This window comes from Photorhabdus khanii NC19, assembly GCF_000517265.1.
Classification (GTDB): Bacteria; Pseudomonadota; Gammaproteobacteria; order Enterobacterales; family Enterobacteriaceae; genus Photorhabdus; species Photorhabdus khanii.
The window spans coordinates 224,272-245,911 of the sequence record NZ_AYSJ01000015.1; the positions used below are offsets into that span (position 1 = coordinate 224,272).

The 21,640-nt window shown below is 40.5% G+C and carries 23 protein-coding genes, 1 tRNA gene and 2 pseudogenes; 10 read left to right on the forward strand and 16 right to left on the reverse strand.

Annotation, left to right across the window (positions count from 1 at the left end):
* The first annotated feature begins 10 nt into the window (after window positions 1–10).
* The gene (eno, locus tag PTE_RS19805; protein ID WP_036849777.1) at window positions 11–1,318 is read left to right on the forward strand and encodes a phosphopyruvate hydratase; all 1,308 of its coding nucleotides are present in this window, start codon (window positions 11–13) and stop codon (window positions 1,316–1,318) included.
* Between the two features lie 473 nt (window positions 1,319–1,791).
* Window positions 1,792–2,001: a helix-turn-helix domain-containing protein gene (locus tag PTE_RS19810; RefSeq protein WP_036850231.1), complete on the forward strand. Its 210-nt coding sequence runs from the start codon at window positions 1,792–1,794 to the stop codon at window positions 1,999–2,001.
* 385 nt (window positions 2,002–2,386) lie between these two features.
* Here PTE_RS19810 and PTE_RS24695 read toward each other — a convergent pair.
* Window positions 2,387–2,932 (reverse strand): annotated as a pseudogene (locus PTE_RS24695) (transposase); the annotation flags it as partial.
* Between the two features lie 504 nt (window positions 2,933–3,436).
* On the opposite strand from PTE_RS24695, the gene PTE_RS26670 reads away from it, so the two are divergent.
* From PTE_RS26670 to PTE_RS24090, 3 genes and pseudogenes are all read left to right on the forward strand, one after another.
* Window positions 3,437–3,838 carry a flotillin domain-containing protein gene (locus PTE_RS26670; RefSeq protein WP_241826154.1) on the forward strand — a complete coding sequence of 134 codons (402 nt, stop codon included), beginning with the start codon at window positions 3,437–3,439 and terminating at the stop codon, window positions 3,836–3,838.
* Window positions 3,839–4,007: 169 nt separating this feature from the next.
* Window positions 4,008–4,118, forward strand: a complete 111-nt coding sequence (locus tag PTE_RS27075) for a hypothetical protein (protein ID WP_339366732.1) — start codon at window positions 4,008–4,010, stop codon at window positions 4,116–4,118.
* A 50-nt stretch (window positions 4,119–4,168) separates the two neighbouring features.
* A pseudogene (locus tag PTE_RS24090) lies at window positions 4,169–4,384 on the forward strand (transposase domain-containing protein); the annotation flags it as partial.
* 282 nt (window positions 4,385–4,666) lie between these two features.
* Here PTE_RS24090 and PTE_RS19830 read toward each other — a convergent pair.
* Together PTE_RS19830 and PTE_RS19835 are read right to left on the reverse strand one after the other, a co-directional pair.
* A complete protein-coding gene (locus PTE_RS19830; protein ID WP_036849781.1) occupies window positions 4,667–5,059 on the reverse strand; it encodes a type II toxin-antitoxin system death-on-curing family toxin in 393 nt (130 codons plus the stop codon).
* Window positions 5,056–5,277: a type II toxin-antitoxin system Phd/YefM family antitoxin gene (locus tag PTE_RS19835; protein ID WP_036849783.1), complete on the reverse strand. Its 222-nt coding sequence runs from the start codon at window positions 5,275–5,277 to the stop codon at window positions 5,056–5,058. The genes PTE_RS19830 and PTE_RS19835 overlap by 4 nt, the downstream gene beginning before the upstream one ends.
* A gap of 366 nt (window positions 5,278–5,643) precedes the next feature.
* Here PTE_RS19835 and PTE_RS19840 point away from each other — a divergent pair, with 366 nt between their 5' ends.
* Window positions 5,644–6,186, forward strand: coding sequence for a plasmid pRiA4b ORF-3 family protein (locus tag PTE_RS19840; protein WP_036849785.1), 543 nt, complete (start codon window positions 5,644–5,646; stop codon window positions 6,184–6,186).
* A gap of 304 nt (window positions 6,187–6,490) precedes the next feature.
* Here the strand turns inward: PTE_RS19840 and PTE_RS19845 are convergent, their stop codons facing one another.
* From PTE_RS19845 to PTE_RS19865, 5 genes are all read right to left on the reverse strand, one after another.
* Entirely contained in the window at window positions 6,491–6,895 is a 405-nt protein-coding gene (locus PTE_RS19845) for a hypothetical protein (protein ID WP_051477477.1), read from the reverse strand.
* 201 nt (window positions 6,896–7,096) lie between these two features.
* The gene (locus PTE_RS19850) at window positions 7,097–7,819 is read right to left on the reverse strand and encodes a helix-turn-helix transcriptional regulator (protein WP_036850239.1); all 723 of its coding nucleotides are present in this window, start codon (window positions 7,817–7,819) and stop codon (window positions 7,097–7,099) included.
* 68 nt (window positions 7,820–7,887) lie between these two features.
* Window positions 7,888–8,607: a helix-turn-helix transcriptional regulator gene (locus PTE_RS19855; protein WP_036850242.1), complete on the reverse strand. Its 720-nt coding sequence runs from the start codon at window positions 8,605–8,607 to the stop codon at window positions 7,888–7,890.
* 68 nt (window positions 8,608–8,675) lie between these two features.
* Window positions 8,676–9,395 carry a helix-turn-helix transcriptional regulator gene (locus PTE_RS19860; RefSeq protein WP_036850245.1) on the reverse strand — a complete coding sequence of 240 codons (720 nt, stop codon included), beginning with the start codon at window positions 9,393–9,395 and terminating at the stop codon, window positions 8,676–8,678.
* Between the two features lie 68 nt (window positions 9,396–9,463).
* The gene (locus PTE_RS19865) at window positions 9,464–10,183 is read right to left on the reverse strand and encodes a helix-turn-helix transcriptional regulator (protein ID WP_036849787.1); all 720 of its coding nucleotides are present in this window, start codon (window positions 10,181–10,183) and stop codon (window positions 9,464–9,466) included.
* A gap of 715 nt (window positions 10,184–10,898) precedes the next feature.
* Between PTE_RS19865 and PTE_RS19870 the strand changes: the two genes are divergently transcribed.
* Window positions 10,899–12,284 carry a DASS family sodium-coupled anion symporter gene (locus PTE_RS19870; protein ID WP_036849789.1) on the forward strand — a complete coding sequence of 462 codons (1,386 nt, stop codon included), beginning with the start codon at window positions 10,899–10,901 and terminating at the stop codon, window positions 12,282–12,284.
* Between the two features lie 95 nt (window positions 12,285–12,379).
* On the opposite strand, the gene PTE_RS26050 is transcribed toward PTE_RS19870, so the two are convergent.
* The 4 genes from PTE_RS26050 to gloB form a co-directional block, all read right to left on the reverse strand.
* Complete coding sequence (locus tag PTE_RS26050; protein ID WP_036849792.1) at window positions 12,380–12,760, reverse strand: hypothetical protein; 381 nt, start codon at window positions 12,758–12,760, stop codon at window positions 12,380–12,382.
* Window positions 12,761–13,331: 571 nt separating this feature from the next.
* Entirely contained in the window at window positions 13,332–14,264 is a 933-nt protein-coding gene (locus PTE_RS19880) for a 2OG-Fe(II) oxygenase family protein (protein WP_036849794.1), read from the reverse strand.
* Between the two features lie 1,201 nt (window positions 14,265–15,465).
* Entirely contained in the window at window positions 15,466–16,830 is a 1,365-nt protein-coding gene (gene mltD, locus PTE_RS19885; RefSeq protein ID WP_036849796.1) for a murein transglycosylase D, read from the reverse strand.
* Window positions 16,831–16,901: 71 nt separating this feature from the next.
* The gene (gene gloB, locus PTE_RS19890; protein WP_036849798.1) at window positions 16,902–17,654 is read right to left on the reverse strand and encodes a hydroxyacylglutathione hydrolase; all 753 of its coding nucleotides are present in this window, start codon (window positions 17,652–17,654) and stop codon (window positions 16,902–16,904) included.
* A 42-nt stretch (window positions 17,655–17,696) separates the two neighbouring features.
* Here gloB and PTE_RS19895 point away from each other — a divergent pair, with 42 nt between their 5' ends.
* Window positions 17,697–18,413, forward strand: a complete 717-nt coding sequence (locus PTE_RS19895) for a class I SAM-dependent methyltransferase (RefSeq protein ID WP_036849800.1) — start codon at window positions 17,697–17,699, stop codon at window positions 18,411–18,413.
* On the opposite strand, the gene rnhA is transcribed toward PTE_RS19895, so the two are convergent.
* Entirely contained in the window at window positions 18,410–18,880 is a 471-nt protein-coding gene (rnhA, locus tag PTE_RS19900) for a ribonuclease HI (protein ID WP_036849802.1), read from the reverse strand. The two genes, PTE_RS19895 and rnhA, sit on opposite strands and share 4 nt — an antisense overlap.
* A gap of 57 nt (window positions 18,881–18,937) precedes the next feature.
* Between rnhA and dnaQ the strand changes: the two genes are divergently transcribed.
* Window positions 18,938–19,684 carry a DNA polymerase III subunit epsilon gene (gene dnaQ / locus PTE_RS19905; RefSeq protein WP_036849804.1) on the forward strand — a complete coding sequence of 249 codons (747 nt, stop codon included), beginning with the start codon at window positions 18,938–18,940 and terminating at the stop codon, window positions 19,682–19,684.
* A 129-nt stretch (window positions 19,685–19,813) separates the two neighbouring features.
* A tRNA-Asp gene (locus PTE_RS19910) sits at window positions 19,814–19,890 on the forward strand.
* Window positions 19,891–19,996: 106 nt separating this feature from the next.
* Here PTE_RS19910 and PTE_RS19915 read toward each other — a convergent pair.
* The 3 genes from PTE_RS19915 to PTE_RS27080 all read right to left on the reverse strand — a co-directional run bounded on the left by PTE_RS19915 (window position 19,997) and on the right by PTE_RS27080 (window position 21,638).
* Window positions 19,997–20,263, reverse strand: a complete 267-nt coding sequence (locus PTE_RS19915) for a helix-turn-helix domain-containing protein (RefSeq protein WP_036849806.1) — start codon at window positions 20,261–20,263, stop codon at window positions 19,997–19,999.
* Window positions 20,264–20,678: 415 nt separating this feature from the next.
* Window positions 20,679–21,362 (reverse strand): helix-turn-helix transcriptional regulator, encoded by a 684-nt coding sequence (locus PTE_RS19920; RefSeq protein WP_036849808.1) that lies wholly within the window; start codon window positions 21,360–21,362, stop codon window positions 20,679–20,681.
* Between the two features lie 66 nt (window positions 21,363–21,428).
* On the reverse strand, window positions 21,429–21,638 hold the full coding sequence (locus PTE_RS27080; protein WP_331251361.1) for a hypothetical protein: 210 nt from the start codon (window positions 21,636–21,638) through the stop codon (window positions 21,429–21,431).
* Window positions 21,639–21,640 lie beyond the last annotated feature (2 nt).

Sequence of the window (21,640 nt, forward strand, 5' to 3'; positions counted from 1 at the left end):
GGAAAACCTAATGTCCAAAATCGTTAAAGTGATCAGTCGTGAAATCATTGACTCCCGTGGTAACCCAACCGTAGAAGCAGAAGTGCATCTGGAAGGGGGCTTTGTTGGTTTAGCGGCGGCACCATCGGGTGCATCTACCGGCTCCCGTGAAGCGTTGGAACTGCGTGACGGTGACAAATCCCGTTTTATGGGTAAAGGTGTACTGAAAGCTGTTGATGCAGTAAATGGACCCATTGCCCAGGCAGTTATTGGTCAAGATGCTAAAGATCAGGCTAACATCGACAGAATCATGATCACCCTGGATGGTACTGAAAACAAATCTAAATTCGGTGCTAACGCGATTCTGGCGGTTTCTCTGGCTAACGCGAAAGCAGCGGCAGCGGCGAAAGGTATGCCATTGTACGAGCACATTGCTGAATTGAATGGCACTCCAGGTAAATTCTCTATGCCGTTGCCGATGATGAACATCATCAATGGTGGTGAGCACGCGGATAACAACGTTGATATTCAAGAGTTTATGATTCAGCCAATCGGTGCAAAAACGCTGAAAGAAGCGGTTCGTATCGGCTCTGAAGTGTTCCACAATCTGGCTAAGGTTCTGAAAGCGAAAGGAATGAGCACCGCTGTGGGTGACGAAGGGGGTTATGCGCCTAACTTGGAATCCAACGCTGCTGCACTGGCCGCGATCAAAGAGGCGGTAGAACAAGCAGGCTATGTTTTGGGCAGAGATGTCACCTTGGCGATGGATTGTGCCGCTTCTGAATTCTACAACTCAGAAACAGGTCACTATGAACTGAAAGGTGAAGGTAAAACTTTCACTTCTCAGGAGTTCACCCATTACCTGGAAGATTTGACCAGAAAATACCCAATCGTTTCTATCGAAGATGGTTTGAATGAATCTGACTGGGACGGTTTCGCTTACCAGACGAAAGTGCTGGGCGAGAAAATCCAGTTGGTTGGTGACGATCTGTTCGTGACCAATACTAAAATCCTGAAAGAAGGTATCGAGAAAGGTATCGCTAATTCCATTCTGATTAAGTTCAACCAGATCGGTTCTTTAACTGAAACTCTGGCGGCGATCAAAATGGCAAAAGACGCCGGTTACACCGCGGTAATCTCCCATCGTTCCGGTGAAACTGAAGATGCGACAATTGCTGATCTGGCCGTAGGTACAGCCGCAGGGCAGATCAAAACCGGTTCTATGAGCCGTTCTGATCGTGTTGCTAAATATAACCAGTTGATCCGTATTGAAGAAGCTTTGGGTAACCGCGCTCCTTTCTATGGCCTAAAAGAAGTAAAAGGTCAGGCTGATCGGTAATTTTAAGTAATCAGTATTAAACAGGAGGGGTAAAACCCTCCTTAATGTTTTAATAATAATACGCGGGAGTTTGAGCGAGTGTCGGCTCTGATGCTGGAATATAGGGTGAAATAACTGGTTGGCGTCATCTTCCGTAATTGAGAGATTTTTTTAATACGTTCGTTAATGTATTTAATGCTGCTTCCAATATTTCCCAAAATAACTATAATTTTTGAATATTCTAATATCCGTAAAAGAACACTACTTAATAATTAAAGTTCATTTATGATCTGTTAGCCGTTAGATATAACATTTTCCTATTCGGAGAATACTTGGCTGTACTTAGCGGGGTTTAACGTCTTAGTACAGCTATTTTTAGTATTCCGCATCAGTGCGGACTCAGGGAAAAAGCTGTAACAATATAAAAATATTAATTTGAAGAGAAGATGAATATAGCACCTTGAATAACCAAACTGAGGAGAGAGGAAGGAATGATTGTAAAAAACGACTGGCACCCAGCGGATATTATTGCAGGACTTAGAAAACGGGGAACGTCGTTATCTGCTGTTTCAAGAGATGCGGGGCTTGCATCATCCACTTTATCAAACGCTTTGCACCGTCCGTGGCCTAAGGGTGAGCGGATCATTGCTACTGCTTTGGATTGTGAGCCTTTCGAAATATGGCCAAGCAGATATTCTAAATAAATTAAAATAAACTTCTCGTAAATAAGTCAATGAGGAGAGATTAAGTACCCGAAACTTTTTTTGTGTCTTGTGAAAAGCTTCGGGTATGATCATCGGATTAAAATAGCGTTATTAAAGCCTTTCCTTGATATTTGTCATAGTTAATTTTTCTGCATCAACTGTTTAATCTTTTGTATTATTTTGACACTCCTCCCTGTATTTTTTTTCTGATTTCACAGATATTTTATATTGAATATATCTAATCCATGAGCATTCAACCGATAATTAAAGCATATCGAAGATCGAGATTTGGAATGAGAAAGTTTGATATACGAAGTGATGAGAGTTCAAATGCTTTACTTGTTAAATCGTGAGAATTGTTTATAGAGGCGTCATACACTGAACCTTAAGTATTAAGCCTCTCGAAAATACCCTCCAACCCATTATTTTTATTGGATTTTCCTTGGGGCAACTTCAACGCATTTTTGGCGAGATATTTCAGGGCCCAATCCAGAGGGTGTTCTATTTCCGACCAGGCATGATGAATAATCGTGCCCAATATCGGCAATAACCCGACATCAACATTTTTGGCTGCCTTGAGAAAGGAAACTGAAGGCAAAAACCGCCTCGCCAGACTGCGCCGGACTATCAACGCTAGCAGACTTGCCCAGATGAGCCCTTCCGCTATCGCTTTCTGGCCGGTCGCAAAGCTTGTCCAGTGGGTGTGGGATTTTAGTTCCCTGAACAGCAGTTCGACCTGCCAGCGACAGCGATAGACCGCCATGATGTCATCGGCGGTAAAGTGGGATGGCGGCAGATTGGTGAGCCAAAAACAAAAGCGTTTTTCCTGCGCAAACCAACGCCGGATGACCCGAAATTCGAATCGGCCACGCCGACAGGTGAAATCCAGCACTTCAGCACGGTTGTTTTTGCGACTAATCTCCCGGAGTTGCTAGGTAAACTCAGAATTGCCACAGTAAAACGCGATGCGGAGATTGCCGAAGCAGAGGCAACGCGGGATGCCCGGATTCAGAAAGCCAAGGCAGAGGAAGAAGGGCAGAAGGCTGAACTCATTCGAGATACGAATATTGCGGAGGCAAATAAGGAAAAAGAGCTGAAAGTTGCTTCATTCAAGAAGGAACAGGATACGGCTAAGGCAGAAGCTGATCAGGCGTACCAGATTCAGGAAGCCAAGGCGCGACAGCTCATGGTGGAGGAACAGATGCAGGTGGAACTGGTACGGCAAGATCGTGAAGTTGACCTTCAAGAGAAAGGGATCCTCGTTCGGCAGATGCAGTATGATGCAGAAGTGAAAAAGAAAGCCGATGCGGATAAATACGCGGTCGAGGAGGCAGCAGAAGCGGATAAAGCGCGTAAGATGCGTGAAGCAGAGGCGATGCAGTACTCTATCGAAGCTCAGGCGAAGGCGAACGCTGAGCAGAAGCGGCTTGATGGGATGGCGATTGCAGATGCGGAGCGAGCAAAAGGGACTGCGGATGCTGAAGTTATCCGTCTTCGTGGCTTTGCGGAAGCGGAAGCCAAGGAAAAACTTGCTGAAGCCTTCCAGAAGTTTGGTGAAGCTGCCGTACTCGATATCATTGTGAAGATGCTACCAGAACTTGCAGGCAAAATTGCTGCGCCGCTTTCATCAATTGATAAATTGACTGTTGTTGATACCGGCAATGGTGAAGGCGCTGCCCGCGTTAGTAACTACGTCACTCAACTGATGGCGACAGCCCCGGAAATGTTGAAGAATATCTCTGGCATTGATATTGAGCAATTGATTAAAGGCATAACTGGGAAAGCCGAAGAATCGGCAGAGAGCCATGTACATACACCGCAAAAGCTGAATTTGTAATTTGACGTATTAAGCACATGGAGACTGTTCGGAGGATTGGGCAGTCTTATTCTGCTTCTGTTAATCGACCTAACCCTATTTTGACATTAATTTTAGTTTTTGGTTTTTGCCATCGAATATTATTTCTTAATTTTGGTGAGTGTTTAAGCTGTTCAATCCATTGTTTAACGTGGGGTGCTGGGCACATAATGGCATCGCTAAACGGCAAACGGCTTCAGTCTATTTGAAACAGTTGTGTAATACTGGGGTATTACAAAAAATTCAGGCCGGAAAAGAATAACTATCTGTGCGGCAAAATCGGAAATCATTTACTGGTTTCTGATTTTTTATATGTCTCTAACTTTTGCTCTAACTGATTTTCTCGAAGAGTCACCTGTTAATGTCGCCCAGTTGACGACCTTTTCCGAACATATCCCCGATAAGTGGGTGGCTAGAGCCGCTTCCCTCTCTGTCCAGGCAACCATAAGACGCCGACGACTCCTCAGCGATATGGTACTTTGGCTTATTGTCGGTATGGCCTTTTTCAGGAACGAGTCTATTACTGAGAAAAGTGATGAGTAAGGCTTTATCTCTTGGCAATATGCCCAAAAGATTAAAGGCGTTGAGAGGAGACCTATCGGCGCTCTTCATAGAAAGACGCCCCAGGTCATCTAGGCCTAGGGTGGTTAAGATATCTAAGACCCGCTATCCGGTTAATCGCAAAGCAGCTTCTCTTAAGTGAACTACATTGCGCTATTGGATCAATATTGAGTGATGGCTTATTTATATTGATTTTATTGGTTTTTTATTAATCTATCTTTTTGTTAAGTACACGTAAAACAGAAGTACTCAGCAAATTGAGCTAATCTTGTCCACCAGTTCCCGTAGGTGCTGTGCTAACTGGTCAACGGTTTTCTCACCTGTAGCAGCTTCCACCGTTAAGTTTTCCAGCATATTGTCGTTATCACGGATCTTGATACCGTTGCGGTAGAGAAAAGTCATGGTAACAAAAAACGCTGTGCGCTTATTACCATCATTAAAGATATGACCACGAGCGATAGCCACCCAGTAAGTTGCGGCCAGTTCAAAAATATCCGTTACGCCTTCATAGTGTGTACGGTTTTGTACCCGATAGATGAGCGCTTCAGCTCTGCCGGGATCGGACATACCGGCAACACCAGGAAGCCGTTGTAATATACGGTCATGAAAAGCGATAACTTCCTGTGCGCTAACCCATATCATCGGTTTGTCAGCGCCTCTACCGTATGCCCATGATGCTGCATAATCACATCAAACTCTGCATCCAGCTTGGCGTTCTGGTATGCCTCGAATTCAGATTTGCTGATAACCACCGCTGAGCTACCGTCTCTACGGGTGATTTCAACCGGTTCGCCATGAGTGGCTGCATCCAGTACTTCTGAGATATTGGCTCGAGCTTGAGTCGAGGTGTATGTACGCATGATGTGTCTCCTAAGATGTACGTTTAAATTGTACATTTTGAGTGCTAATTATTCAATCATTACAAAGAAACATCAAGAGAAACATATACACTGTAGAGATATTGTACGAAGCCTTATAAAAACATCAAACTGTTGCAAACCAAAAATACCTCGCGACACGAATCACTCTTGAACAGTTTGTTATGTGCGTGGTTAAATTTTTGAAGAAAGCATAAAAAACCTTGGGGCAATTATGTGAGAGCAGGAAGCAGTAGTCTTGCAAATCACGTTCTGATGAGATGCTGACCGAATAACTAATAGCTCTACTCGCTCAGATTCCCTGATAAGTATGATTGTTCGCTTTATCATCATGGTGAAAGGGAAATTATGCCCGCATATACAGTAAAAGCCGCCATTCGAGATGTCAGCCCTATGATCTGGCGACGTTTTCGCATTCAGAGTGATATGTCACTAGGCGCTTTTCATTTTTTACTGCAATTTGCTTTTGGTTGGGATAATGACTATCTCCATACCTTTCATATCTACGGTAAAGACTATGGTGTCAGCTATGAAGGTGGTCTCAGTTTTTATAATGATCCCTGGGCTGTTTCACTTGCGTCTTTTCATTTCGAAAACCGTGATAAATTCACTTATGAGTATAATTTCTATCGGCATGGGTTACTGGATATCCGCATTGAAGCGATTGAACCTGACTCAAATAAAAGCACGCCATTCTGTCTCAGTGGGCAAGGTATGCCTGATGTCACTCAATATGATGAAACCGAAGCGACATTGAAGCTATTGGAAGCCATTGTCGAAAGTGATGACAGTACAACGTTTGGCGACATCCAAGAATTCATCGACGAGTTCAATCGCGTCAAATTTAATCGCCATCGACTCAACCCAAACTCCCTCAGATTGACGCGCTGAGAGCGAAAGGCATTAAGTTAAAGCTAGCCTGTGATAATGTGGGATTAGGTATTTCTACGTATTATAAATTGCGTCACCGGTTAAAAAATAGGGGTATACCACAGCGATAGCCCCGGGAGGACAGCATCATGCAACTCACGATCCAAATTATTGCGTAAGGTGTGAGGGGCAGGCAGATAAGCCCGCTCGGAGGCCGTGTCTGCGGTCACCGTCATGGCGATGGGTGATTGGCTGAACAAAGACAGGGTCATATGGCACTCAACCGCCGCCTTCAAGGGACTGAAACAACAGGGAAAAACCCCGGCTAACTCGGGATGAACGTTGAATGAGCTGCCATCCTGCAAGAGGATATCGTCAAACTGGCTGAATTTTTTGGGTAAGGGGGCAAAGCTTTTTCAGTCAACTGAGCCATAGCGAACGTTACCAGTGTCTTCATAAAATCGGCGAAGGCGCTTTTACGCAACTGATTATGGAAGGGCTTATAGGCGACAGTGTGTTTTTCACTCAGACACATGCCGTTAAATTGCCGGTGCAGGTCAGCGATGGAGGTGCAGTTTCCTTTGCTCAGTGCGGCTATCAGACTGAGAACCAGAGACTGTGGCCCAATATTTCTGAGTCGTTCCATAAAGCCACATCGGCGGGCGGTTTTTTCAAGAAAAGTGTTACTGAAGAATGGCATTAACTGAAGTTTTGTGGGGATAATTGTCATCGGCTTTATTCTCTGATCTCGGTATTTTGTTTGGCGACAATGATCAGATCATAAATAAAGCCTTTTTTCTATCTAAAATAACCGGTTGGCGCTAAAGATCCTGTTTATGATAGAGGCGTACAGGAGCTTCTACGTGCCGGGGTATAGGGTTCTCTAGGCAGAACCCTAATGGCATAGTGACGACAGTGATGTTGTACATTGTTATGCTAAAGGTATATAGGGGTTAGGATTAATAAATCGGGTAGGAGCATAGTTATCATACCCTTTGCCCCTGCAATATTCTTTTAACTGGCTTAATGAATTTATCCCTATTTTCTGATAAATTATTTGTAGCCTGCTTTGTACCGTTCTATATGAAATATTTAATTTTCTAGCTATATCTTTAGCGCTTAGTGATTGCAAAGCAAAAAATACTATATCGAACTCTCTGTCGGTAAAAATCTCAGTTGGGTTGCCAAATGATAGTGATTCAGGAGGTTTATTAATTTCCATATGATACATTGAAAAAACTTCTAGCTTTCTAGCTTTGCCTACTACGCCAATCGACTCTCCATTTTTTATCAAAGGCGCGACATGCGCCATAAATGGTTGAATAATTTTATCCCTACCACCATACATAAATGTAATCAAAGTAGGAATGACTTTTTTTTCCTCCATTACTCTACGGTCATTAGATTGAATGATATCAGCAACCTCAGACCAATAAACCGGACACTCACTATCCAGTTTACCTTCAACATTAAACCCTTTGGGTAGTCCGCTATGATGAAGTCCATAATCATTCATATAGATAAATCTCGATTCTTTATCTTTTATATACCAAAACTCATTACAGTTCTCCATGTATGATATGAAGGCATCAAAGCTTTTTGAATGAACATCCAGATCTTTGTTTATAGAGAAACTCATATTTTTGTCATTCATAATTTCACCTATCATGATTAAACTGTAAAACCCTAATGGTATAGTGACGACAGCGATGTTTTGCATTGTTATGCCAGAGGTATATAGGGGTTAGGATTAATGAATCTGGTAGGAGCATAGTTATCATATCCCTTACCCCTGCAATATTCTTTTAACTGGCTTAATGAATTTATCCCTATTTTCTGATAAATTATTTGTAGCCTGCTTTGTACCGTTCTATATGAAATATCTAATTTTCTAGCTATATCTTTAGCGCTTAGTGATTGCAAAGCAAAAAATACTATATCGAATTCTCTGTCTGTAAATAAATCAGGTGTGCCGAAAGTTAATGAGTCCGGATTCCTGTTGTTTTCAAAATGGTACATGGAATAAATTTCAAGTTTTCTACCGTGTCCTACAACCCCAATGCATTCTCCATCCTTCATGAGTGGTGTAATATTAACTAGAAGTGGTTGGATTATTTTTTCTCTTCCTCCATAGGTGAAGGTGTTTAATACCGGGATGGTTTTTTGACGAGTCATTACGTTTTTATCATTGGCTTGTATAATATCTACAAACTCAACCCACGGTCCCGGACATTCAATATCAAGCCTACCTTCCATGTTAAAACCCTTAGGAAGGTTGCAGTAATAATGTGTAACATCATTAGCATAGACGAATCGAGATTCTTTGTCTTTTATAATCCAAAAGTCGTTGCTGTTTTCCATGTATGATATGAAGGCATCAAAGCTTTTTGAACGAACATCCAGATCTTTGTTTATAGAGAAACTCATGTTTTTGTCATTCATAATTTCACCTATCATGATTAAACTGTAAAACCCTAATGGTATAGTGACGACAGCGATGTTTTGCATTGTTATGCCAGAGGTATATAGGGGTTAGGATTAATGAATCGGGTAGGAGCATAGTTATCATATCCCTTACCCCTGCAATATTCTTTTAACTGGCTTAATGAATTTATCCCTATTTTCTGATAAATTATTTGTAGCCTGCTTTGTACCGTTCTATATGAAATATCTAATTTTCTAGCTATATCTTTAGCGCTTAGTGATTGCAAAGCAAAAAATACTATATCGAACTCTCTATCAGTAAATAAATCAGGTGTGCCGAAAGTTAATGAGTCCGGATGCCTGTTGTTTTCAAAATGGTACATGGAATAAATTTCAAGTTTTTTACCGTGTCCTACAATCCCAATGCATTTTCCCTCTTTCATTAGCGGTGTAAAATTGACCAGAAATGGTTGGATTATTTTTTCTCTTCCTCTATAAGTGAAGGTACTTAATACCGGAATGGTTTTTTGACTGGCCATTACGTTTTTATCATTAGCTTGTATAATATCTTCAAACTCAGACCACGGTGCTGGACATTCACCATCAAGCTTCCCTTCTATATTAAAACCCTTAGGAAGGCCACTGTAATAAATCATAATATCATTCGCATAGACGAATCGAGATTCGTTGTCTTTTATAACCCAAACATCGTTGCTGTTTTCCATGTATGATATGAAGGCATCAAAACTTTTTGAATGAACATCCAGATCTTTGTTTACAGAGAAACTCATATTTTTATCTTTCATAATTTCACCTATCATGATTAAACTGTAAAACCCTAATGGCATAGTGACGACAATGATGTTGTACATTGTTATGCCAGAGGTATATAGGGGTTAGGATTAATGAATCGGGTAGGAGCATAGTTATCATACCCTCTACCCCTGCAATATTCTTTTAACTGGCTTAATGAATTTATCCCTATTTTCTGATAAATTATTTGTAGCCTCCTTTGTACCGTTCTATATGAAATATCTAATTTTCTAGCTATATCTTTAGCGCTTAGTGATTGCAAAGCAAAAAATACTATATCGAATTCTCTGTCGGTAAGTAAATCAGGTGTGCCGAAAGTTAATGAGTCAGGATGCCTGTTGTTTTCAAAATGATACATGGAATAAATTTCAAGTTTTTTACCGTGTCCCACAATCCCAATACATTCTCCATCCTTTATTAGCGGTGTAATATCGACTAGAAATGGTTGGATTATTTTTTCTCTTCCTCCATAAATGAAAGTATTTAGTACTGGTATAGTCTTTTTACTAGTCATTACGTTTTTATCGTTAGCTTGTATAATATCTTCAAACTCAGACCACTGCGCTGGACATTCACTATCAAGCCTCCCTTCTATGTTAAAACCCTTGGGAAGGCCACTGTAATAAATCATAGTATCATTCGCATAGACGAATCGAGATTCGTTGTCTTTTATAATCCAGAAATCGTTGCTGTTTTCCATGTATGATATGAAAGCATCAAAGCTTTTTGAATGAACATCCAGATCTTTGTTTACAGAGAAACTCATATTTTTATCTTTCATAATTCTACCTATCATGATTAAACTGTAAAACTAGAATAACTTCCATGTCAGGTTATCACTTTTACAATGAGAGGGGTAATTATGTTTATGATTCTTTGAAGTGGACAATTTTACAGAGGAGTAGTCTTCTGTAAATATCTTCAATACGCTAATATTTTATATTGTGTAAAATATTTCTTATTTATTATGTCATTAATGAAAAATTACAATATAAAATATGCTGGATGGAATGTGATAGAAGTGTGTGGTTTATATAATCAGTTTCATGAAGTGTGAAAATGTGACTTGTGCATCGATTTTCGATCTTGTTTATGACCGAGTAGCAAAATAATTTTATAACTCGTTACTATTTTCCTTTAATATACTTGTTACCCTCTCTGATTTTAAGTCGAAAAATCAAATACAGGAAACGGAAAAACGAAGTATCAGTTTAAGGAAAATGGTGAAGTTAAATATAGAACAGGAATCTGAAAACTTGCATAAAATGCGATGACTGCCTATACCTAAAAAGTAGTAATTGTGTGATATAACGACAAAAAATTGTATAAAATACCGTCTGTTATGATTTAATTGGTCAATTCCAACGTCTTAGATCCCAAAATTCAAAGAACCGCATTTTCTTCCCAAGAAAGACTCCTTATATTCACACGCCTTGTATTTTTTTAACAATTGTAGCAATGGTGGATCAGATATCACCGGCGCTAATGGAGTCACCATGGATGCTTCTGAATCTTTAACCCCAGCCATAAGGCCAAATTTCGCGAATAAGAAAGGCTTAATCATTCTGGCTGCTGATATTGCATTGCTGTTTATTCTGCTCAATACCCTGCCGTTTGATGAAAAAGCCAATGCGGGTTTGGCACTGATGGTATTTGTTGGCGTGCTATGGCTCACTGAGGCTATTCACGTCACTCTTACTGCGTTATGTATTCCACTTCTGGCGGTTGGCATGGGATTGATGAATACGGGTGACGCGTTGAAATCTTTTGCTAATCCTATCATCTTTCTGTTTTTTGGTGGTTTTGCACTGGCAACGGCACTTCACATCCAAGGATTGGACCGACTGATTGCTAATCGTCTGCTGATGATTGCCCGTGGACGTTTGTCTGTCGCTGTGATGCTGCTGTTTGGTGTTACTGCCGGTCTTTCAATGTGGATCAGTAACACGGCGACCGCAGCAATGATGCTGCCATTAGTCTTGGGGATTTTGTCTAATCTGGATGCACGTTCTGAACGTCATACTTTTGTATTTGTGTTGCTGGGTGTGGCTTACAGCGCAAGTATCGGAGGTTTAGGCACGTTGGTCGGTAGTCCACCAAATGCAATTGCGGCGGCTCAACTGGGTATCGATTTCTTCAATTGGATGAAATTTGGTATTCCACTGGTTGTTATTCTGATGCCAATGATGATCGGCTTAATGTATCTGATGCTGCGTCCGAATTTGAATCATCAATTCGACATGAAGCTGGAAGAACTGGATTGGACGGGTAAGCGTCTGGTTGCCATGCTGATTTTTCTGTTAGCTGTGTTCTGTTGGATCTTTAGCTCTGTGATTAGTTCTGCTTTGGGGGGTGTGAAAGATCTGGATACCATTATTGCAGTTGGTGCTGCTATTTTGATTGGTATAACCGGTGTGGCGAGTTGGTCTCAGATTCAGAATAACACCGAGTGGGGCGTGTTGATGCTGTTTGGTGGTGGACTGACTTTAAGTGCTATTTTGAAAAACTCAGGCGCTAGTGAGATCATGGCAAACGGCATGGCTGCGACTTTCGGCGCAAGCCACTGGTTTGTGATTATTGTTGCGGTGGCGGCGTTTATCATTTTCTTGACTGAGTTCACCAGTAATACAGCAAGTGCAGCTCTGTTGGTACCGGTATTTGCAACGGTTGCGGAAGCATTGGGTATGCCGGTGATGACTCTGACACTGATTATCGGCTTCGGTGCATCTTGTGCCTTTATGTTGCCGGTTGCAACACCACCTAACGCCATTGTTTTCGGCTCCGGTTATATCAAACAAGTTGAAATGGTGAGAGTAGGTATGGTTCTGAATATTGCCTGTATCGCTATCATCTCGCTGTTTGCCTGGTTCTTCTGGCTGTAACTGAAAATTTAATTAATGCCCCTCTGTGCGTGACAACGAATAACGATCCTCGCCGAATATATAGGCGGGGCGATTAAAGCCAGAGGGCAAAGGATTCACACAGAACAACCTGCCGAATTTCTGGAACGCGTCAGCCAGAAATCTAATATTGTCAATGTAAGGCCGATGACCAATCCGACGGATAGCATGACCATTGCTGCGCTTGAACCTCCTGCGACTAACCCAATAGTGGCTAATGTCACTTCTTCTCGACAGCAAAGCTTGCGAAGCCAACCAGCAGACAGATTACCTAACCCTAAGCCAACACCAAAGGCTGCAATGGCATTAGTCCCGAAGGCTATTGCAAGAGGGGTAAGCATGGATGACAGCATGAATTCGGTCGCGCCAACGAAGAATACGGTGACTGAAAGGATAAATAAAAGCGTATAGTTTGTACTCTGTTCCAGAATGGATGAATATTGTGTTTTTATGTTCATAAAGCTGATTTAACTCCATATGTAGATAGATATTCGTATATTTTTTGCAATGAAGCGTGATGAATTGATAACGTGAAAAAGCTATTATGAAATATGTAGAAAGGAGACGATGCCAGACCGGATTAGGCAGATGTGAAAGTATTAGGCATTACAAAGAGAAGGAAGATCATTAGTAGTATACCTGATAAAGAAAGCCAGCAAGGAATTAATTTATCGGATTAGGTATTTGATGTTCATATCTAATTGACTTAAATATTAAATAGATTTTGTACACCAGATTCCCATATTAGAGTAGGTAAGTCCTTTAATTGGAATAATGGGATTGTTGAGTATGTTATTCATATGATGAGGGTTATCAGGATATCAGCTTTTGCTGATATTTTATCAAGTCTGCTATCAATGAAAAGCACATAGAAAAACCTGTTTACACTGTTCTATTTTACCGGTTTTAGATAGAGAAAATTTTGTTGCAAACAGGTTATGATTGGCATAATAAACCATCTTTTACTATATAATTAAATCTATTAGTTGTGCTGGAAATCTGCCATTTTATAGCTTGGCGGATTTCTATTTATAAAGTGATATTATCATCATACGCTCGACTAGTTTCCTGAACAACAAATTCTTTAAAGGATTGAACCTTGATTGGGCCTTTGGGATCATATTTATAGATATTGCCAGCCGGGTTATTGTCTAAAAGCATCACATAGGACATTCTGTCGCGCTGTCCATTGCGTTCTGTACGAACAACACCATGTACATTGGCCCGAACATTTATCTCTAAATCTTCTGTCAGTATTTCCATCGAGCTGCCAAAGTTAATTATCAGGTAGCCTGGAACCGGATCGATAGCCAAAAGCTCATCATCTATATAGGCCAAAAGGCCACGCTCAGTCGTTCTTAGGATTGTTACCCATCCTAAATCGCGATGAAACTTGGAGCCTCGGGTTGCTTTCTCTGAACGATAGTGATTAAACCCTAACATCTGGTGCCCTAGCCCTTCTGAAAGGCCCTCCGTGACTAATTCCCAGTCGCTACGAGGAATACCAACATGATTTAACACTGAGCGCAGTATACATATCCCTGCGTGCGCCATGTATTGACCCAGTGTAGCGACCTCCGGTGGAATGAGGTTCCAGTGTTTTCGTTCGATGTAGAAATTTTCCCATTGATCATGTTTTCTGTCGAAATAACCTTCGTAACCGGTGGAAAAAGTACATGATTTAAATCCCGTATAGGGTCGAAGGTCACCTTCTGTAACAGGTTCAAAGAAATGGTATGCAAGTCGATCTCCATATTCAAAATCTATATAGGGTGGAACTTCTAGGAGAAAGAAACCATGTCGGATAGCTCGATTAAAGCCATCGTCATCAATAAAAACAAGGTCGTCTCCCTCCAAGCGGGATCGCGCCATGTTTGCTGATTTATAAGTTTTTGCGGCGGTTATTTCAGATGGCATTGGTGGTAGTTTAACTGGATCTCGCATTGTCGATAAGGTTTTCATGATATGTGGTCCTTGAATAAGGTAGTAAAAGGACTTTTGATATTCTCTACTTTTGGATGAAATTCGTAAATGATTTCATCAGCTTTCCTTAATTTGAAAATTGAGGAATAGCTTTACAGGTGTTAGAGCGTCGTTTTTGCCATATTGATAGAAATATTGATCCACTCTTGGTCCAATATGGATACTAAAATTAAATCAACCTTCTTTCAATATTGACAGTTTCTTAAAAAAGAGATGATATTTTAATTATTTGTTATAGCTATAAGTGACAATTTTTTCACATATGCATTTACGTAATTAATGTCTGTTATCTATGTGATTAATATATGGCACAGAAAGAATTAAAATGCAAATGACTACAATGAAAAATACGATATATTTTTTTTGCGGTAAATGTTTTCATTATAAAAACCTTATAAATCACTTTGTTGTTTTATGATGCTTTATAAATTAAATGTTTCCAGATTTTTTATTTTTCTGCTGTAATTATTGATCTTGAATAAGATAACAAATGACTTGTTTAAGAAGAGTTATTTCATAGGCGTGTGAATTTATAATAAATTCTTGAACTTAAACGTTGTAGGAGATTACGCTGGTTATCTTTCCTAATATAAAGTTTATAGGATTGTTGTGTTTAGAATGTTAGTTAATTGAATATTATTCAGTTTGATATAGTTTTATCATAATTATCTTGTATAGCAAAAATGACAGATCTTTTCATTCTGTTACTAATTGATCTACTCCTGAAATCATTTTAGCCTATATTGTGATGCAATTTCATAATCGACCCGTAATAGGTAACTTAAAGAAGGGAGAGGATAAGGTTATTAACGATATAGTTTTGTTAAAAAACTCTTTAAAGTTTATTTTAATAGCCAGAGTTTTTTCATGTTCATTAAGGATATACGTATTTACTGATATCTTTACCGAATCAACTATCAATGAAAATCGTGTAGGAAAACCTGTTTACCCCATTCTGTTCTCCCGCCTTTAGCTAGAGAAAAATTTATTGTAAACAGGTTGCCAGAAAATAGATTTAACGTGTCTGATACTTTCAATTAAAGAAGCGAGCTATAAAACATCATCATCACCATCGTATGCCCGTCCCAGTTCCTGGGAAGCAAATTCCTTGAAGGAAATGGCCCTGAGGGAGGGCCATCTATTATATTTTATTAACAATAAGCACTTGTCGGAAAAGGTTTTAAGCTTCATCAAAAAACTCATCAACATAAAGCGTTAACTCAATTCCAGGTTTTACATCAGTCGTTTTGATGCCATCGTTCCAGTTCATTACGTCCTTAATATTGATACCGTGATGTTTAGCAATACTCGCAATTGAATCACCTTGGCGGACACGGTAAATAATAGCATTGTTATTATTTACCCTTAATATTTGTCCAATTTTCAACAACCTGGCTGTTTTCAGGTTATTCATATGTTGTAATTCACGGATGGAGACATTAAACCGTTTGGCAATAGCAGATAATGTATCACCTGAACGAACTTTATATTGACTTTGCTTATTCAGTCGGCGGTTGTTTTTTACAACTTCCTGACGCATATTGTTCAGAATAGTTTCATTTGCCAATGAGTTTTTAAACTGATCAACTTTTGCTTTTGGCAGCATGATGTAATGCGGACCGTTAGGCGATGTGACTCCCCGTTTATATCCAGGGTTATAGGCTTTAATGGACGTCAGGGACATGCCAGCCATTTCTGCGGCTTGAGACAGTGTGATTTGCTGACCAACATCTATTTGATCAAGTGCTCGTTGATTATTGGATTTTGGCAGCGTAATGCCATATTTATCACTGTGACGGATGACATCACTGAGCGCCAGAACTTTAGGTACATAGAGCGCAGTTTCTTTTGGCAGTGATAAGGACCAAAAATCGGTTGATCTACCTTTTGCCGTATTTTCTTTCATTGCGCGCATAACACGACCTTCGCCGCTGTTGTAAGCAGCAATAGTCAATAACCAGTCACCATTGAACATTTTATTAAGGCGTTGTAACAGATTCAGGGCGGCAGTTGTTGAGGCAGCAACGTCCCGGCGTGCGTCATACCATTTATCTTGAGTAAGACCGTAGCTGCGACCCGTGTCTGGGACAATCTGCCACAGACCTGCTGCTTTAGCGCGTGAGGTAGCATGCGGGTTAAAAGCACTCTCCACTATGGGTACCAGTACCAGTTCCATCGGCATATCGCGTTGCTTGATTTGCCTGACTATCCAGTACATATACGGTTCAGCCCGTAAAGTTACATCGTGGAGATAGCTCTTGTTTTTCAGGTAATAATTTCGTTGTTCACGAACCCTGTAATTATCAGGGATCTGCATCCTCAACTCATCACGGATGTATCTCCACAGCTCCTGTTGAGCGCTGGGATCACCATCCTTCCAGTAGGCAGCAAACTGATTGGTGTCATCAGTTGCTGCTATCTTGCCTGTTTTTAGACTCGTTGAAGACGAATTCTGTGCCCGTTGCTCGGCTGTCGTCGACCAATCAGGTCCGGATTGACAGCCAACCAGCAAGACAGATGCGAACAGAATCGCTTTTGTCTTCATAATTAATTTTTATAGTTGCTTAAAAGACGAGCAATAATACTTATCTTGGCTTGATATGGCAACTATTTAAATCAGAATTGGTCTTTTTGTCTTCTGAGCTGACGGAAAACGCTAGAAAGCGGTTGAGAGTGAGGTGTGATTCCAATATTTCTTTGTAAATCAACATCATCGCATTTTAAGAAAACATTGATTTTTTTCTCAGTTTGTAACGTGGTTGGTACTGTTGGTTGATGATTTTCCCTCATTTTAGTTACTTTTTGCTGGTATTCGCTAATAGTCTGATTGGGCAAAACAGCATGAGCAAACTTCATATTAGAAACGGTATATTCATGGGCGCAACAGATAAGTGTGTCATCAGGCAATTCAGCTATTTTTCCTATAGATGTGTACATTTGTTCAGCGGTGCCTTCAAAGAGACGTCCGCAACCACCAGAGAACAATGTGTCTCCACAAAAAAGGTAAGGAGCTTGATAAAAAGCAATGTGTCCCAGAGTATGGCCTGGAACATCAATAACTTGGAAAGAAAAACAACCAAAATTGATGTTATTACCTCCACATACTATTATTGTGGCACTTTTGTTCTGGGTTTCCTTTGGGCCGTATACTGGCAGATCAGGGAATTGAGCAATAATCCCAGGGACGCCACCCACATGATCGTGATGATGATGGGTAAGTAAAATTGCATCGGGTATCCAGCCACGGGATTTCAAGGTATCAAGAACAGGTTGTGATTCTGCCGGATCAATGATTACAGAGTGTCTGTTTTCATCACAAAGTAACCAAATGTAATTATCCGAAAGGGCAGGAATGCTGATAAGCTCCATTGTATACCTCTTGTTAACAGCGGTTTATAAGGAAAAGAAGCCATGAAATCTGCACATACAACACAGAATATGAATCCCCCGGCTTCTTGGTCTGATTTACCTTGGGGGGAGTATTACCGTGCCGCTTTGGAGCGTCAATTACAACCCTGGTGGCAGAAAATATTTGGTTTCCATCTGTTGAAAGTTGGTAATTTGAGTGCTGAGATTGATAGCAAAGAATGTCCGATTTTTAATCAGATCAATGTGGGTAGGGAAGGAAAGAATATGCAGGTGATTTCCGATCCTTACCATCTGCCGTTTGAAGAAAAGTCCGTTGATGCTTGTTTGCTGAGTCATGTGCTGGCTTACAGTGCTGATCCTCATCGCCTTTTACGGGAAGTTGACCGGGTGATGATTGATGATGGCTGGCTTATCATCAGTGGTTTTAATTCATTGAGTTTGCTGGGTTTAGGGAAATTAGTACCAGGATTATGGCGGCATCAGCCCTATTGCAGCCGTATGTTTTCCCTGATGCGTCAACTTGATTGGCTGAGTCTGCTGAATTATGAAGTGATGTATCGTGGGAATTTTCAAGTATTACCCTGGCGAAATGAAGCCGGTTTTTTTAACCGGCATTTGCCTGTATTTGGTTGTGTAAGTCTGATTATTGCCCGTAAGCGGACACTGCCGTTAACGCTAAACCAGATAAAAATGACGCTATTAAGGCCTAAACTGGGCAGTGCTGTTGGTGTAACAAAATGTTACCGAAAGCGTGATTAATCTGTATTTTCGACATACCCAGCATCGGTTTTTGTCGGTGAGTTTGCGGCGGCTCGAGCCAATTCGTCACAACGCTCATTTTCGTCATGTCCGGCATGGCCTTTAACCCATTGCCAGTCAATATCATGGCGGGTAATTGCCTGATCGAGACGTTGCCATAAATCGACGTTGATGACAGGCGATTTATCTGCTTTACGCCAGCCGCGCTTTTTCCAATTATGGATCCATTGTGTAATGCCTTGGCGCACGTATTGACTGTCGGTGGTTAATACAATTTTGCAAGGACGGGTTAGGGTTTCCAGGCCAATAATTGCGGCCATCAGCTCCATTCTGTTGTTGGTCGTGTGATAAAAACCTTCACTGAGGGTTCTTTCGTGTTGTTGATAACGTAATAAAACACCATATCCACCTGGCCCCGGGTTTCCAAGACAAGATCCATCGGTGAAAATTTCTACCTGCTTGCTCATATCTGGTAGACTCTTCTTCTTCAATCCAAAACCTTAAGTCTGACATAAAAAAGCGTTATGAGCACTGCGATTACACGACAAGTTGTCCTTGATACCGAAACCACCGGTATGAATAAGTTAGGTGTTCACTATGAAGGACACAAAATTATTGAAATTGGCGCCGTAGAGGTTATTAACCGCCGTCTGACTGGCCGCCATTTTCATCTCTATATTAAGCCGGACAGATTGGTCGATCCTGAGGCATTTGAAGTTCACGGAATCAGTGATGAATTTTTGCAGGATAAACCGGTGTTTGCTGATATTGCAGATGAATTCATTGAATTCATTCGTGGCGCTGAGTTAATTATCCATAATGCTCCCTTCGATATCGGTTTTATGGATTATGAATTTGGCAAACTGGGCCGTGATATCCCACCAACGGCTGATTTCTGCAAGATTACCGATAGCTTGCAATTAGCAAGAGCGTTATTTCCGGGAAAAAGAAACAACCTTGATGCGTTGTGTGATCGTTATGACATAGACAACTCTAAACGAACCCTACACGGGGCGTTGCTTGATGCCGAGATATTGTCTGATGTCTATTTGATCATGACAGGCGGGCAGACTTCTCTTGCATTCTCAATGGAAGGCGACGTTTCTGGCAATGCGGGTGTTTCTGAAGTGCGGCGTATTACCCGGCCGCAAACTGCGCTAAAAGTTATTTATGCAGCGGATGAAGAACTTGTTGCTCATGAATCCAGATTGGATTTAGTTGAGAAGAAAGGCGGGAGCTGTTTATGGCGTATAAGTTCTGGACAGAGTTAAAATAAAATTGCAGATAAATCACCTTTTGGGGTGAAAAGTTGATCAAACACGCCACTTTGTAATAAAAAATATTGACGGGATGATCTTGGGTTCGTAGTATTTACCTCGTTCTTAACCAGAACGCTGCGCGGTGCGGTAGTTCAGTTGGTTAGAATACCGGCCTGTCACGCCGGGGGTCGCGGGTTCGAGTCCCGTCCGCACCGCCAAATATTTCGAAGCCCTGGGTAATCGCCCGGGGCTTTCTCGTTTATATCATGCAGTAGTCTCTTTATTGGCAATGATGAAATTGCATTGAAATAAGACATAGAGAAGCTACCAGCTTTCTATACTTCTTGTTTCTGTAACCTTTATTAGGAACTTATTTTCTTTACCAGGTCTATAGCGTGATGGCCAAATAGCCGATGGATGTAAACCCAATTCGGTGGCGATTAACGCTTCTCCCTTTGGCCATGGACGATGCAATGCATTACTCAGTGTCGATGATGCTAAACCTGCTTTGCGGGAAACTGCTGAAAGATTTGTCCCTTGTTTTCTTAAGGCTGCAATAATATCCGCTGGATGCCAATCTTGAATGTTCATCATAATCTCCTCATTTTAATTATTAGAAAACATCGATAATAGATAAATTATCAATGTTTTTACCGTTTGATAGGGTAGTCATTAAGTACAGATTATCGATGAGGGTTAATTAAAGAGGCTATCGGAACGATTACTTAATAATGCTATCGGTTAGTTTATAACAAAATAAGATCTATATATTGCAAGTGTTTTTGCCGGATGTAAAGGCCATAATTATTATCTTTTAAAAGTATTCTTAGTTTAATAGCTCAATTTGCCAATAGTTTCTTTCTGGTACTTTTAAGGTGTTTTTATATAGTTTAATATGAAATTTTTATTCCATTAGTGGTACATTTCTTGCTGATATCACAGTATAAGTAGGGAAATTATTTCCATTGCTCCTCAAAGACAGCTCTTGTCCAGGGTAATTATCATATTATATAAACATTTTACTTCCTGGCTTTAAAAATCTCTCAGGAACATAGAGATCAAAATCATTAAGGCGGCAATATTCATCCAGTTGCTGACCAGAATTAATACCAATTTTTTTGTATATTCGTAACATATGAGTTTCTACAGTGCGATAAGAGATATTGAGTATTTGCCCGATTTGTTTACTGGTGTATTTTTGTAAAAATAGGAAAATGACATCCCATTCCCGTTGCGTAAATAACTCTGAGGGTGGTTGAAACATGATAGAAGCAGGGAGTTTACCGTAAAAAAAGCGTGTCAGAGAAAAAGCTTTGGCTTTCCAGGCATGGAAAATAACACCAACACATTGATTATTTTCATTATAAAATGGAAACTTCTCGAAGAAATATGAGGAAAGTAATTTTTCTTTACCGTATAGATGTGTTTCTAATGAGCATATTCTTTGTTCTGATTGCATGACTGCTCTGTCATGTATTTGAAATTGTTCTGCAAAAGCTGCGCCATTCCAAGGCAAATCATTGTCGAGACGCCCTTCAACATTATAACCAACAGGAAGATCCCGTAGCATAGCCATTGCTTTATTCTCATAAACAAAGCGGGAGCTTTTATCTTTTATACCCCATGGTTCATGACTGGTTTCCATCAAGTTAATAATTTGAGGAGATACAGTTAATTTTTTGTAATTCACAACAAAATTCCTATTTTATTAGAAAGATATTCGAGTTTTTGGTTTGGTTATTGGATTAATGAAAATTTATAACTCTCTGCTGCCAGTAGAGACAAATCTTTCTGGAATATAAAGATCGAAATTATTTTCTTTGCAGAAATCTTCCAATTCTATATGCAGTGGCAGATTAAATTTTTGGTAAATTGACTGAATATGATTAACGACGTCTTTTGTACTTATCATTAATGCTTTGCTGATGCCCTCTTCATCCAGTGATCGCAGAGCCAGAAAAAGCACTT